15 protein-coding genes and 1 pseudogene are annotated in these 11,834 nt (G+C 64.7%); 3 read left to right on the forward strand and 13 right to left on the reverse strand.

Going from position 1 to position 11,834, the window contains the following annotated elements; all coding sequences use genetic code 11:
* Nucleotides 1–5: 5 nt before the first annotated feature.
* Genes JX552_RS33675 through JX552_RS09035 form a run of 5 tightly spaced genes read right to left on the reverse strand, consistent with a single transcriptional unit; the run spans nucleotide 6 to nucleotide 2,349 of the window.
* Complete coding sequence (locus JX552_RS33675) at nucleotides 6–278, reverse strand: aromatic-ring hydroxylase C-terminal domain-containing protein (protein WP_346779313.1); 273 nt, start codon at nucleotides 276–278, stop codon at nucleotides 6–8.
* A 12-nt stretch (nucleotides 279–290) separates the two neighbouring features.
* Nucleotides 291–920, reverse strand: coding sequence for an FAD-dependent monooxygenase (locus JX552_RS09020; RefSeq protein ID WP_241010978.1), 630 nt, complete (start codon nucleotides 918–920; stop codon nucleotides 291–293).
* 54 nt (nucleotides 921–974) lie between these two features.
* Nucleotides 975–1,739 (reverse strand): FAD-dependent monooxygenase, encoded by a 765-nt coding sequence (locus JX552_RS09025; RefSeq protein ID WP_205877012.1) that lies wholly within the window; start codon nucleotides 1,737–1,739, stop codon nucleotides 975–977.
* Nucleotides 1,740–1,771: 32 nt separating this feature from the next.
* Nucleotides 1,772–2,155 (reverse strand): nuclear transport factor 2 family protein, encoded by a 384-nt coding sequence (locus JX552_RS09030; protein ID WP_205877013.1) that lies wholly within the window; start codon nucleotides 2,153–2,155, stop codon nucleotides 1,772–1,774.
* A complete protein-coding gene (locus JX552_RS09035; protein ID WP_205877014.1) occupies nucleotides 2,152–2,349 on the reverse strand; it encodes a hypothetical protein in 198 nt (65 codons plus the stop codon). Before JX552_RS09035 ends, JX552_RS09030 begins: the two co-directional genes overlap by 4 nt.
* 273 nt (nucleotides 2,350–2,622) lie before the next feature.
* Between JX552_RS09035 and JX552_RS09040 the strand changes: the two genes are divergently transcribed.
* Both JX552_RS09040 and JX552_RS09045 read left to right on the forward strand, forming a co-directional pair.
* Entirely contained in the window at nucleotides 2,623–2,997 is a 375-nt protein-coding gene (locus tag JX552_RS09040) for a DoxX family protein (RefSeq protein ID WP_205877015.1), read from the forward strand.
* Nucleotides 2,998–3,164: 167 nt separating this feature from the next.
* Nucleotides 3,165–3,842, forward strand: a complete 678-nt coding sequence (locus JX552_RS09045) for a TetR/AcrR family transcriptional regulator (protein WP_205877016.1) — start codon at nucleotides 3,165–3,167, stop codon at nucleotides 3,840–3,842.
* A gap of 153 nt (nucleotides 3,843–3,995) precedes the next feature.
* Here the strand turns inward: JX552_RS09045 and JX552_RS09050 are convergent, their stop codons facing one another.
* The 6 genes from JX552_RS09050 to JX552_RS09075 all read right to left on the reverse strand — a co-directional run bounded on the left by JX552_RS09050 (nucleotide 3,996) and on the right by JX552_RS09075 (nucleotide 7,721).
* Nucleotides 3,996–4,799, reverse strand: coding sequence for a DUF1906 domain-containing protein (locus tag JX552_RS09050; RefSeq protein ID WP_205877017.1), 804 nt, complete (start codon nucleotides 4,797–4,799; stop codon nucleotides 3,996–3,998).
* Between the two features lie 116 nt (nucleotides 4,800–4,915).
* Nucleotides 4,916–5,386, reverse strand: a complete 471-nt coding sequence (rnhA, locus tag JX552_RS09055) for a ribonuclease HI (protein WP_205877018.1) — start codon at nucleotides 5,384–5,386, stop codon at nucleotides 4,916–4,918.
* 202 nt (nucleotides 5,387–5,588) lie between these two features.
* Nucleotides 5,589–6,038, reverse strand: a complete 450-nt coding sequence (locus JX552_RS09060; protein ID WP_205877019.1) for a hypothetical protein — start codon at nucleotides 6,036–6,038, stop codon at nucleotides 5,589–5,591.
* Nucleotides 6,039–6,212: 174 nt separating this feature from the next.
* Nucleotides 6,213–6,575 (reverse strand): PaaI family thioesterase, encoded by a 363-nt coding sequence (locus JX552_RS09065; RefSeq protein ID WP_205877020.1) that lies wholly within the window; start codon nucleotides 6,573–6,575, stop codon nucleotides 6,213–6,215.
* Between the two features lie 16 nt (nucleotides 6,576–6,591).
* On the reverse strand, nucleotides 6,592–6,936 hold the full coding sequence (locus JX552_RS09070) for a hypothetical protein (protein WP_205877021.1): 345 nt from the start codon (nucleotides 6,934–6,936) through the stop codon (nucleotides 6,592–6,594).
* Nucleotides 6,937–6,974: 38 nt separating this feature from the next.
* Complete coding sequence (locus JX552_RS09075; protein WP_205877022.1) at nucleotides 6,975–7,721, reverse strand: alpha/beta fold hydrolase; 747 nt, start codon at nucleotides 7,719–7,721, stop codon at nucleotides 6,975–6,977.
* A 149-nt stretch (nucleotides 7,722–7,870) separates the two neighbouring features.
* Here JX552_RS09075 and JX552_RS09080 point away from each other — a divergent pair, with 149 nt between their 5' ends.
* The gene (locus JX552_RS09080; protein ID WP_205877023.1) at nucleotides 7,871–8,077 is read left to right on the forward strand and encodes a long chain fatty acid-CoA synthetase Faa4p; all 207 of its coding nucleotides are present in this window, start codon (nucleotides 7,871–7,873) and stop codon (nucleotides 8,075–8,077) included.
* A gap of 19 nt (nucleotides 8,078–8,096) precedes the next feature.
* Here JX552_RS09080 and JX552_RS09085 read toward each other — a convergent pair.
* A pseudogene (locus tag JX552_RS09085) lies at nucleotides 8,097–9,361 on the reverse strand (APC family permease).
* 19 nt (nucleotides 9,362–9,380) lie between these two features.
* Nucleotides 9,381–11,816 carry a glycogen/starch/alpha-glucan phosphorylase gene (locus JX552_RS09090; RefSeq protein WP_241011111.1) on the reverse strand — a complete coding sequence of 812 codons (2,436 nt, stop codon included), beginning with the start codon at nucleotides 11,814–11,816 and terminating at the stop codon, nucleotides 9,381–9,383.
* Nucleotides 11,817–11,834: the final 18 nt, after the last annotated feature.

Here is an 11,834-nt window from a genome sequence, read left to right on the forward strand (position 1 = left end):
GTGGACTAAGCGCCGCGAATGGTGTCGATGAGGCGCAGCGGGTCACTGGGCGCGCTATTGCCGCGCCAGGCGACGTGTTGATCGGGGCGGATGAGCACCAGGTCGCGCTCGTAGAGGCGGTGGGCGTGCGCGTCGTGTACCTCAACGACGGTCAGCGGAACGTGACGCACCCCGGCGGCTTCGGTCAGTGCGGTCGTGTCAATGTCGGTGAATCGCAGCAGGGTAAAGCCAGGGCCGAACAGGTCGAACAGGGCGCGCCCGTCGGAGAGATAGACGATGGGCGGGCGTGCTCAGGGCCAGGTGCTCGGCGTGTAGGCGTCAAGAGTCTGTGGGGGTGCGTGTCCGGCTTCGGTGGCCACGATCGGAGAGTGGTCGTAGCGGTATCCCAGTTCGACTCCTAGGGCTTCGTTTTCGAGATTGCCCAGGTCGGCGATCTCGCGTCCGAGGCGGCGGCGGGCGCGTTCACCGTTCCAGCCCTCGCTGTGGATGGCGTTTCGGAACGCTGACTTGACCGCCATGCGGACCAGGGTGTGCCGGCCCGCCGCGGCCTTGTTGCGCAACGCCACCGAGCGCCGTTCGGTCTCGTAGGCTTGCAGCAACTTTGGAGCGCCCCAGCCTCTAAGGAGCGCGGCCAAGACCCAGCCCAGGCCAACCGCGTCGCCGACGCCGGTGTTCATGCCGTAGGCGCCGGTGGGGGGAACCTGGTGTACGGCGTCACCCGCCAGCCATACCCGGCCCATCCCGAACCGGCGGGCCACCCCGAGACGTGGGTTCCACTCGTTGGCGACCATGATGGTGCAGCCGAATCGGCACCCGAGGTGGCGGTAGAGGAATTCCTTGGGATCGATCGCCGCGGCGTCCTCGCCAACGCCCAAGGGGCAGTGGAAGGTCCATGCGTCGTCGTCGTTCTGGGAGATCAATGTCCAGCCCTGGGGGACTGAACGTGCCACACGGTGCCGAAGCGGCGGAACGGTTCACGATCGGTGGTGGTGAAATGGACCATAAAGAAACGACCATCGACCGGGTGCTCGCGGTTGGCAGCCCAACCGCGGGCCAGCATGCCTACCACCCTGCGCGGGCCCAATTTCTCGAGGACGAGACGGCGCAGATCGGTGAAGTCGACTTCGATGCCCAACGCCCTGCACCGTGCTGCCACCGCCGTCACACCCGACGAGATAGTCGGCGCGGACCTGGCGGGTTTCGCCGGTGTCGCCGCAGCGCAAGATGACATCGACTGCCGTGCCGTCCTGGGTGAAAGTGTCGACCTTCCAGCCGTATTGCACGGTGATGTGTTGGGCGAGCGTCTCGTGTAGTTCCTTGAGTGCCGGTTCCAGCAGGATCTGCGAGACGCGCATGCTCGGTTCCAGTGGCAAGGTGCCATCGTTGCGCGATCGGATCAGCGCGGCGGTGTCATCGGCGCTGGGGTAGGTGAATCGGGTCAGTTCCCAGCGGTCCAGCCGGGTGACCCAGCTGACCACCGTCGGGTTGTCAGCTGGGGTGGCGATCTTGCGCAGATAATCGGCAATGCCGAGACGACGGAACAACTCCATGCTGCGTCCGTTGGTGATGTCCATCTTCGGATGCCGAGTGGTGGTGTTGTTGCGTTCCACCAGAAGGGCTTTGACACCTTGGCGTTCGAGTTCGAGCGCCAGGATGAGGCCGACGGGTCCGGCGCCGGCGATGAGCACCGGAACGTGTTCGATCGCTCCGGTGCCGGCGGTGAGGCGAGATGTAGTCATGGTGATCTCCAGGTGGGTCTAGAAAGGGGCGATCAGGCAGGACCGAACACGGGGCCGATGTCGGCGTAGATGCGATAGTCGGCGATAAGTCCGTCAGGGAAGCGGAAGGTGTTGACACACGGCAGCATGACCGAGGACCCGTCGTGGCGGACGTAGGTCACAGTCATCTCCGCGATCACCGCCGGCTCGAGTTTGTCGACCGACCGCAACACCGTGCTTAGGTCGTGTGACATCGACGCCACTGCGGTAGCCAATGTCACACTGCTGGCAATGAATCCGTGCTTGCCGCGGGCGATGTCGCCGGATCCGAAACGGAACGTCACGTCGTCGGTCATCGTCGCCAGCGCCGCGTCGAGGTCGCCCGCATCGACGGTTCCGAAGTTGTGCACCAGGGCTTCCGCCTGGCTCGCCGTCATGATTGGACAGTGCTGTCGTAGAGGGCGGTGATGCGAGCGGCGTATTTCTCAGCAATGGCGAAGGCATATTGGGACCACGTCAGGGCCACATCCAGGTCGGCGGTCAGGATCGCCGCGGCGACGCCGCGCCGACCCGCAGTGGCTATGAACGCCTCTGGCAGCGTGGTGATCTCGGCGCTCACTGCAGTGCTCATGGCGTAGTCCTTTTCGGTGGGAGTAGCGGACGGTCAGCCATCGGCCGAGGGCACCACCGTAGGCCGCGTCTGGTTATGTCAACATTTAAATTGACGACCAACAATTTGATGATAAGGTGAGAGTTGTGCAGCCTTAAAGGAGGCGACCGCGGTGCATCGGAGCGGGCAAACCCAAACGATCCGGCGCGGCCGCGAACCCCATTGTCGCCGCCCAACGCCGTATCGCCGCTAACCGGCAACCCGAATTCATCATCAACCGAAAGGAATTCCTCGATGAACACCGTGCTCTGGATCTTGCAGATCGTGCTCGCCCTCGCCTTTGTCGGCGCCGGCCTGGCCAAGGTGGTCATGCCGCGCGCACGGGTTCGCGACACGCTTGGGGACTGGGTGGACGCGTTCCCCGCGCCTGCGCTCAAGCTGCTCGGAGTGGCGGAATTGGCCGCCGCGATCGGCCTGATCGTCCCGCCGCTGGTGCACATTGCCCCGGTCCTGACCCCGTTGGCGGCGATTGGCGTCGTGCTGGTTATGGCGGGCGCCATCGTGACCCACGCCCGGCGCCGCGAATTTCCCAACGTCGCGGTCAATGTCGTGCTCGCCATCGCCGCGCTCGTCGTGGCGTGGGGCCGATTCGGCCCGCACGCGTTCTGACGCCGACAGCGAACCAAACGTTGGGTCAGCCCGTCATTGATCCTTGCGGGGCTTACGCGATGGCGCGACATCGCTTTGCGGCGGGAAGAGCCCGGGCCGACCACGAGAAATGGATGATCAGCAATATTAAAATTGCTACTAACAGGTAAAATAGGTGCATGACATCAGTGAGCGAGGCGGCCAACGAACGTCGGCGCGGCCGGCCAAGGGGCTCCGACGCGGTGCAGCAAGACACGATCCTAGCTGTGGCACTTAAGCAATTCGCCCTGCTCGGTTACGACGGTGCGTCACTGCGGACCATCAATCGCGAACTCGGCGTCAGTCATAACCTGCTCTACCAACGCTTCGGCACGAAGGAAGATCTGTGGCGCGCCGCGGTGGACTATGGCTTCGGGGGGCTGGTCGGCTTCATGCAGGGGATCTTCGATCCGACGATCACCGAAGCGCTAGAACAACTGCGCCTGGCGGTGCGGGGGTTCCTGATCTACTCGGCCACCCACCCTGAACTGCTGGCCCTGATGAACTCCGAAGGACGGCAGCCCACCGAGCGGCTCGATTACATCTACACGCGCTACATCGAGCCCTCGCAAGTCCAGATCATTCGCTTGCTCAGCCACCTCGCCGATGAGGGCACCATCAGACGAATTCCGCACAGCACGTTCTTCTTCCTGACTACACACGGGGGCGCGGCGCCGTTCACGCTGGCGCCTCTCGCCGACGCGCTGGGCTCTGCAGTGGCTGACGACGTCGACAGCGTCCATGAGCACGCCGACCTGGTGTCCACCGTGCTCATCGAGGGTCTGCGCCTGCCACAGCCAGCCAAGTCCCGTCCCCGGAAAGCGTGACGTTCCCGGGTTCGCCTCGTTGAATTGCGCAGCGGGGGAACGCTTCTGCGCGATCAGTCCTGACCGGTACAACCACCCAACGAGGGAACTCGAGATCGGGCCGTGGGTGGCGACACAGAGGAGCGAGAGACCCAGTCGAGGGTCTGCGCTGGCTCAGCGATGCAGGTTCCACTGACCGCAATCATCGGCGAGGACGTCGTTGACGTCGACTTCTTGTCCGCCGACTTTCGGACCGGGATTGGATGCCGTACTGACCACCCGCTGGTAGAGCACCGCGGCGGGGTCGATCCGACTGCCGGACCAGGCTTTGGTCTGCCAGGCCCACCGTCGTCCCGGGGTGCGCGAATTGCCGATGACCCCGTCGGCGGCCGCCCATTGGCACACATCGATACCGCCGTAGACACCGGTGCGCTGCACCCCCAGCACCGAATTGATACCGCGAAACCACTTCAGCGCCAGGTTGTTCCATGTGTCGTGGTTGATGTCCTCATCAATGGTGAAGAAGATCGGCGCACTCTGGCCGCCGCCCGCCGCGGTATGCAACTTCCAGGCGGTGCGGGCGTCGTCGACGCCTCCGGTGAACCCGCGCTTGAAGTCCGATGATGCCGTCCCGCCGGGCTTGCCGTATTGGTAGTTGCTGACGATTATCAGCCCCGCAGCGGTCAGCTGCTCGGCGTAGGAGCGGGTGATCGGCTTGGCGCCGAACGACGACCCGGGTCGGGATAGTGACACGTAGTTGATGACACCGGAGTAACCGGCAGCTTTGATGTGCTCCGCGGGAATCTGGCGCATGGCGAAGTCGATCAGTTTGGGTGCGGCGGCAGCCGTCGCGGGTGCTGTTGCCGAGGCCGCATGAAAGCCCGGCAGCGCAGACAGGGCGATGGCATAGCGCAATAAGTCTCGACGAGCAAGCGGGCGCGCCTGGCGTGGGCAATAATTGATTGACCAGTCCTGCATCGCGTGATGTTAAGTACGTGACTTCTGTTAACAGAAGTAGCGTGCGCTAGCTGATATCAAATCGGTCCGTGCGGTTCACCGGGCTGAGCCCTGCCGACGGCAGCCCCCCGCTCCAGTCAGCGGATAGCGGCTGACGCGATCGCTTCCTGCAAACCCCTGGTTGCCAGTTGGTCGGCGAGTTCGTTGTCCGCCACGCCAGCGTGGCCCTTCACCCAAAACCACTCGACTTGGTGCCGCGCGCACGCCGCCTGCAGCCTCATCCAGAGATCGACATTCTTCACCGGCTGCTTCGCGGCAGTCATCCAGCCGTTGCGCTCCCAGCCGAGGACCCATTTCGTGATGCCGTTGCGGACATAGGTGCTGTCGGTATAGAGGTGGACCGTCACCACTCGAGTCAGCGCCTCGAGCGCCATGATCGGCGCCGTCAGCTCCATCCGGTTGTTGCTGGTCGGATTGGATTCACCGCCGTACATCTCGCGGACGTGCTGGCGCTGGCGCAGCACCGCCCCCCACCCGCCGGGCCCCGGGTTGGGCCTGCACCCACCGTCGGTGTGAATGACGACGATGTCCCTGACGGTGTCGACCATGCGCTGAGAATAGGCACTGCGTCACGTGATCGGATGTAGGACTCGCGATTTCGAGCCGTCCGGCGGGCGGGTCACGTCATTGCGTTCGCCCAGGCCGCATGGCCTTGGAAGCCGAGCGCGGTAGCCATCGCGCGGTACCGCTCCAGGCGGTACGCGTCCTGCACGTGCCCGTCGGCCGCGGCGTCGTGAAGCGGTCTTCGGCTCAGTGCTGGACGCGGATGCCGATGGTGCCGAGCGCTTGATGCAGATCGTCGCAATAGGGGACGGATGGCTGGGAGGCCGCGGCGCCGACCCATCGTTTTGGCTGACCGGGGCCGGAGAGATCCCGGTATCCGGTTGCGCGCAGACCCAGCACACAAGTGGTTGCCAGCAACGCGCCTCCGAATACGAGGACTTTGAGCGAGATTCCGCGTCGCGCGGCCACCAGTGCGTCACATTGATCCGTGTAGTCGCTGGGTTCGTACGGTGCGCCGAAGCTGGTGTGCAGATCTTGGTTAACGGCGTCTTCGCGGACCGCGCGGCGATTGTCGGGGTGGAATCCGGTGCCACAGGCGATTGGTGAACCGCTGCGATCGACAACCTGCAGCGATAGCGAAATGGACAGTCCGAACAGCGCTCCAAGCACGGCCGCGGTGCCCACCACACCCAACACCCACCTCACTGCTCAGCCCTCCGGTTCTGTGCAAGGCGTCTATTACACAGGTGTTTACCCAAAGCCGAATTTTCTATGCCTCTGACCGGGCCGGGGGCGCGCACCCGAGCGCAGCGGGCATGCGGTGGCCACCCGCGACGGTAACGGCCGGGTCACCGTTGCCGTTCGGCTGCTCTAAACGACCGCGTGACTGCCGATCGCGCGGGCGATCAACCTGCCGTCCTGAAATACCTCCGCTTCCGAGGCGACCACGCGGCGGCCGGCCTTCGTCGTGCGCGCCGTGCACGTCAGCGCCGTGCCGGCAACCGCCGGCCGCAGGTACTGGATCGTCAAGTCGAAGTGCGGAGCCGCCATGCCCTCACTGAGGGCGGAGTGAACGGCCAGTCCGGTGCCGGTGTCCAGCAGCGCAGCGAGGAACCCGCCGTGCACGGTTCCGCGTTCGTTGCAGTGCTCAGCGCACGGCAACGCCTCCACTACCGCGTCCCGCCCCTCGGACGGCAGGTATCGAAAGCCGAGGAATTGGGCGAAGTGACTCACCGTCAGACCCGCTGCTTCACTTGCGTTGCTGGCGCGTGGATTCCCGCACGGCCTCTGCCGCGTCCCGGAAGATCTGCCCGAAGTCCGGCACCCGCGCCCGGGCCGCAGGCAGGGAGGCCGTCGCGCGCTGTGCTTCGGGCAGGTCAAGGACGAGCCACGCGCCGAACTGATGGGGTTGCACGCGCAGCAGCAGCGTCTCCAGTTCGTCTTCGAGCACGACGGGGACGGTCACGAATTCGCTGGGTTGCGCCTTGTCGAGGCGTTGGCGAACGTCGGTGACATCGGCGTCTTCGGCTAAGCGCCACCGAAGCTCCTGGCCGGTTCGGTGGGCCGGCGAATACAGCACGAGATATTTCCCCACGAGACGAAGCGTAAGGCCTGTTTGCGAGCCGGCGGCGCTCAGTCCAGCAAATCCCAGAACTCAGTCAGCGCCGCCGCGCCGCGCGCCGGGTCCTGCACCATCCACCAATGTCCGAGGCCATCGAGCACCGCGGTGCGCGCGCCGGCCCGTTGCGCCGCGCGGCGCCGCGTCTGTTCACCGCCGATATACGGATCGTCGGTCGCCAGCAACGAAAGCCCGGGCCGGGCCGCGGCGGTCTCCAGTGCCCGTCCGGCGTCGGCCATCGCAGGCTGGCCGGCCGAGCGGTAGAGCGCCAATATCGCCCGGCCCATGGCCGCATCCTGCTCGCGCGCGATTGCGGTAGCGATGTCTGACGGTATGCCGAGCGCGCCCATCTGCGCGGCCCGGTCTTCGACCGTGCCGCCCAACATGGTGTCGACGAGTCGCTCGCCGTCGCCGGGTGTCTGCCAGACCTGGGCCAGGTCGTGCCAGACATAGTCCGCGTCGAAGAGACCGACGGCGTCGCTCGCCCAGCTGCGGACCAGCTCGGGCCGGTGCATCACCACATTCATCACGTGCCCACCACCCCAGTCGTGGCCGACCAGGTCGATCCTGCCGCCGATGTGCTCCAGTTCGCCTTCGAGCCAGTCCCGGTAGGCGAGGTAGGTCGCAGGAAAGTCGTCGGGCAGTGGCGCGCCGAATCCGGGCGGTGACAGTCGCACCACATCTTGGCGACCGAGGGCGTCGACCAGCGGGTCCCAGATCGCGTCGGTCTCCGGGTTGCCATGCACGAGAACAATCGACACGATCCCTCCTCAGACAAGTTCCGATTAGGTTTTACCCCGCAGTCGGATTAGTCTTGCGCGCGGTCCGTCATCGACTCAGGAACACACCTATGCCTCTTCAGCCCACTCTGCGCCGCCCGCATTCCATGCGTAGAGGTCGTACACAGCGTATGAACTGCGTAACGGTTGGCCAGTGCTTCGACATCGACATCACCCGGGACGCCGACGGCTGGCTGATCCGGATTCCCGAAGTGGACGGGATCGCCCGCGCCGCTCGCCGGTCGGCGGTCGAACTCGCTGCGCGCCAATGCATCGCACGTAAGACCGGTATCCCGATCGGCTACGTCGCCGTCTGGGTCGCCAACGAGAGCGGTTAGGCCCGGCGCAGTCTGGCCGTCAATGCGAGAACGCGGTCATATCCCCGGGCTCGTGGTCGAGCACGGCGCGGTTGGAGATCATCAGGTACGCGAAGTACACCGCGCCCGTCGCGAGCAGGCCGGCCACGATGATCATCGGAACGACCGCGGCTGCGGGGGAGAGCAGGATGATCAGCGCGCAGACCGACCAGATCAGCGCGGCGACCGCGATCGGTAGCTCGAAGCGCCCGATATCGAAGGCGCCCTCCTGACGATCGAGTCGTTTGCGCACCGCGAGGTAGAGGACGGCGATCATCCCGTAGGTCAGCGCCGGAAAAACGGTTCCCGAGGTGATCAGGTCCAGCAGGGCGTCGCCTGGCAGGGCGGCCAGTACCCCGATGCCGATGACGACGGGCACGACGGTCGCCGGGATCGGCGTCTGACTACGCGAATGCACGCGGCGCATCAACCGGTGGGCGGGGAATCGCTCGTCGCGCGACGTCGCGAAGATCATGCGTGAGCAACTGGTCAGCGTGACCATCCCGCCGCCGAAAGAGGAAATTGCGATGGCGACCAGCAAGATTCGCTCGGTCACCGGGCCGAGCTGATCGCGCATGATCGTCGCCACCGAAGAACCGGCCGCCGAAACGTGCGCAATGTCGTCGATGGCCACGGTCAACGCGATCAGGAAAGGCAGGCCCAGCACGCTGCCCGCGGCCACCGATCCCACGATGGCGCGCGGAACGCTGCGGAAGGGATTCTTGGCTTCCTCGGCCATGTTCGCCGCAGAGTCGAACCCGACCTGGGTGCCCAGTCCGACGATCATGACGGCCATCGACCCGCCGCCGAAGGCGAAGTAATCCGAGGCTCCTTCGGTGATGCCGCGTGAGGTGAGATTGTCGACCGAGCCGCGTCCGGCACCGAGACTGCGACGACGAGCGCGCTGGCCAATAACACGACGTTGGACAGTTCGATGTCCAACGCCGGCGAATTGACCAGCGCCACAATCCTTGTCGAGGCGATCGCAAGCATGGCCTGGATCACCATGACCGTCATGGTGAGCAGCCGCGCGGTGCCGTCGTCAGACGCCATGTCGAACAACGGCATCAGACTCGACATCGCGCTGTCGATTGCCATCAGAACGGTAATCAGGTAACAGAAAGTCGGTCAGCCGAAGAACCGGCCGATCTTCGGGTTGGCCAACCGGGAGGCCCACTGATAGGACGAACCGCCTTCGAGTTGCGGCTCGTAGCCGCATTCTTCGCAGAAGTCGTCGGAGGACTCCGCCGGCACTGCTTCGGTCATCAAGGCTCCCGTGTCTTTCTCAGATCTTGACGGTCAGTGGCCAGACCTTCCAGATGTCTTCGCAGTATTCGGCGATGGCGCGGTCTGAGGAGAACTTACCGCTGCGTGCGGTATTCAGGATCGACATCTTCGTCCACGCATCCCGGTCCTGCCACGCCTGGCTGACTTGCTCCTGGCATGCCACGTAGGACGCGAAGTCGGCGCACACCAGAAACGAGTCGTGGTGGCGCAGATTGTCGACGAGCGGCCGGAACACCTGGTGGTCGCCGTGCGAGAACGTCCCGCCGGCAATCAGATCAAGCACCGCGCTGAGCTCCTCGTTGCTGTCGATGTAATCCGCCGGACGGTAACCGCTCGCTTTGAGCGCCTCGACCTCCTGCACGTTCATGCCGAACAGGAAGAAGTTCTCCGGTCCCGCCTCCTCACGAATCTCGACATTGGCCCCATCCAGCGTGCCGACCGTCAGGGCGCCGTTGATCATGAACTTCATGTTTCCGGTGCCCGAGGCTTCCTTGCCCGCGGTGGAGATCTGCTCGGACACGTTGGCCGCCGGGTAGATCAGGTGCGCGTTCTGCACGTTGAAGTTCGGGATGAACGCGACTTTCAGGAACTTGTTGACTTCCGGGTCGTTGTTGATCGTCTCTGCAACGGCGTTGATCAGCTTGATGATCCGCTTGGCCAGGAAGTACCCCGGTGCCGCTTTGCCGCCGAAGATGAAGGCACGCGGCGGAATTGACAGTCCGGGGTTCTGCTTGAGCCGGTAGTAGAGCGCGACGATGTGCAGCACGTTGAGGTGCTGGCGCTTGTACTCGTGGATGCGTTTGACCTGAATGTCGAAGATCCATTCCGGATTCAGCTCGACTCCGGTCGCCGAGCGCACGAAGGAGGCCAGGCGCGCTTTGTTGTTGCGCTTGATGTCACGCCACTGTTCCCGAAAGGACGAGTCGTCGACGAACTGCTCCAACCCACGCAGCCGGCCCAGATCGGTCAGCCACCCGTCCCCGACGGTGCGGTCCAGCAGTTCTCGCAGGCCGGGATTGGCCAGCGCCAGGAAACGGCGGGGCGTCACGCCGTTGGTCTTGTTGCTGAACCGCTCCGGCCACATCTCGTAGAAGTCCTTGAGCACACTGTCTTTCAGCAGCTCGGAGTGCAGTGCCGCGACCCCGTTGACGGCGTGGCTACCGACGGTGGCCAGATGCGCCATCCGGACGTTCCTGCCGCCTTCCTCGCCGATCAGCGACATCCTGCGCACCCGGTCGTGGTCACCGAGGAACCGGATGCGCACCTCGTCGAGAAACCGTCGGTTGATCTCGTAGATGATCTCGAGGTGACGCGGCAGCGACTCGCCGAACATCTCCAGCGGCCAGGTTTCCAGTGCCTCGGGCAGCAGCGTGTGGTTGGTGTAGGCGAACGTGGCGACGGTGATGTCCCACGCCTCCTCCCAGTCCAGCTGACGCTCGTCGATCAGCAGCCGCATCAACTCGGCGACACCGATCGACGGGTGAGTGTCGTTGAGCTGCAGGGCAAATCGCTGAGGCAGCTCACGCACGGAGACGTCGGCCAGATCGTCCATGATGTGCAGTACGTGCTGCAACGAACAGGACACGAAGAAGTGCTGCTGCAACAGCCGCAGCCGCTTTCCGGCCTCCGGCTCGTCGTTGGGGTAGAGCACCTTGGTGACCGTCTCGGAGGTGACCTCGTCTTCGACCGCCTTGTAGTAATCGCCGGTGTTGAACGCCTCCAGTGCGAACGACTTCACTGCGCGGGCGCTCCACAGCGTCAGCACGTTGCAGGTGTTGACGCCGTAACCCTGAATCGGGGTGTCGTAGGCAACGCCCTTGAGCATCAAGCCCGGTACCCACCGAGCCCGTTCGCGTCCGGTGTCGTCGGTGTAGCGCTCGACGTATCCGCCCCACTTGACCAGATAATTGACGTCGGGTTTGGCGATCTCCCAAGGGTTTCCGCTGTCCAGCCAGTTGTCGGTCTGCTCCACCTGCCAGCCGTCGTGGATCTCCTGATCGAAGATGCCGAATTCGTAGCGGATACCGTAGCCGATCGCCGGGCGTTCCAGGGTGGCCAGCGAATCCAGATAGCACGCGGCGAGCCTGCCCAAACCGCCGTTGCCCAGGCCGGGTTCCTCTTCGCAGGCCAGCACCTCGTCGTAGTTCTGGCCCATAGCGGACAGTGCTGCCTTGGCGGCTCGTTCCATGCGCAGGTTCAGCAGGTTGTTGCCGAGCTGCGGGCCCATCAGGAATTCGGCCGACAGGTAGCAGGTCACCTTGCGGCCAAGATCGAGCGAGACCTGCGTCGAGGCCACCCGTCGGTCCTGCATCCGGTCGCGAACGGCCAGCGCGAGCGCGCGGTAGTAGTGCTCGGGACGCAGCGCGGCGGCCGGTCGACCAATCGAGTAGCGCAGGTGGTCGGTGATCGCGCGTTGCAGTGCGGCGGCGCCCATTCCGGTCCGGGAGTGCTC

The organism is Mycobacterium gordonae (genome assembly GCF_017086405.1).
In the GTDB taxonomy this organism is placed as follows: Bacteria; Actinomycetota; Actinomycetes; order Mycobacteriales; family Mycobacteriaceae; genus Mycobacterium; species Mycobacterium gordonae_D.

Excerpts from the sequence above, each read along its gene's own strand:
- JX552_RS09025 (WP_205877012.1), bottom strand. The coding sequence starts at position 1,739 with ATGACTACATCTCGCCTCACCGCCGGCACCGGAGCGATCGAACACGTT.
- JX552_RS09030 (WP_205877013.1), bottom strand. The coding sequence starts at position 2,155 with ATGACGGCGAGCCAGGCGGAAGCCCTGGTGCACAACTTCGGAACCGTC.
- JX552_RS09035 (WP_205877014.1), bottom strand. The coding sequence starts at position 2,349 with ATGAGCACTGCAGTGAGCGCCGAGATCACCACGCTGCCAGAGGCGTTC.
- JX552_RS09040 (WP_205877015.1), top strand. The coding sequence starts at position 2,623 with ATGAACACCGTGCTCTGGATCTTGCAGATCGTGCTCGCCCTCGCCTTT.
- JX552_RS09050 (WP_205877017.1), bottom strand. The coding sequence starts at position 4,799 with ATGCAGGACTGGTCAATCAATTATTGCCCACGCCAGGCGCGCCCGCTT.
- rnhA (WP_205877018.1), bottom strand. The coding sequence starts at position 5,386 with ATGGTCGACACCGTCAGGGACATCGTCGTCATTCACACCGACGGTGGG.
- JX552_RS09080 (WP_205877023.1), top strand. The coding sequence starts at position 7,871 with ATGAACTGCGTAACGGTTGGCCAGTGCTTCGACATCGACATCACCCGG.
- JX552_RS09090 (WP_241011111.1), bottom strand. The coding sequence starts at position 11,816 with ATGGGCGCCGCCGCACTGCAACGCGCGATCACCGACCACCTGCGCTAC.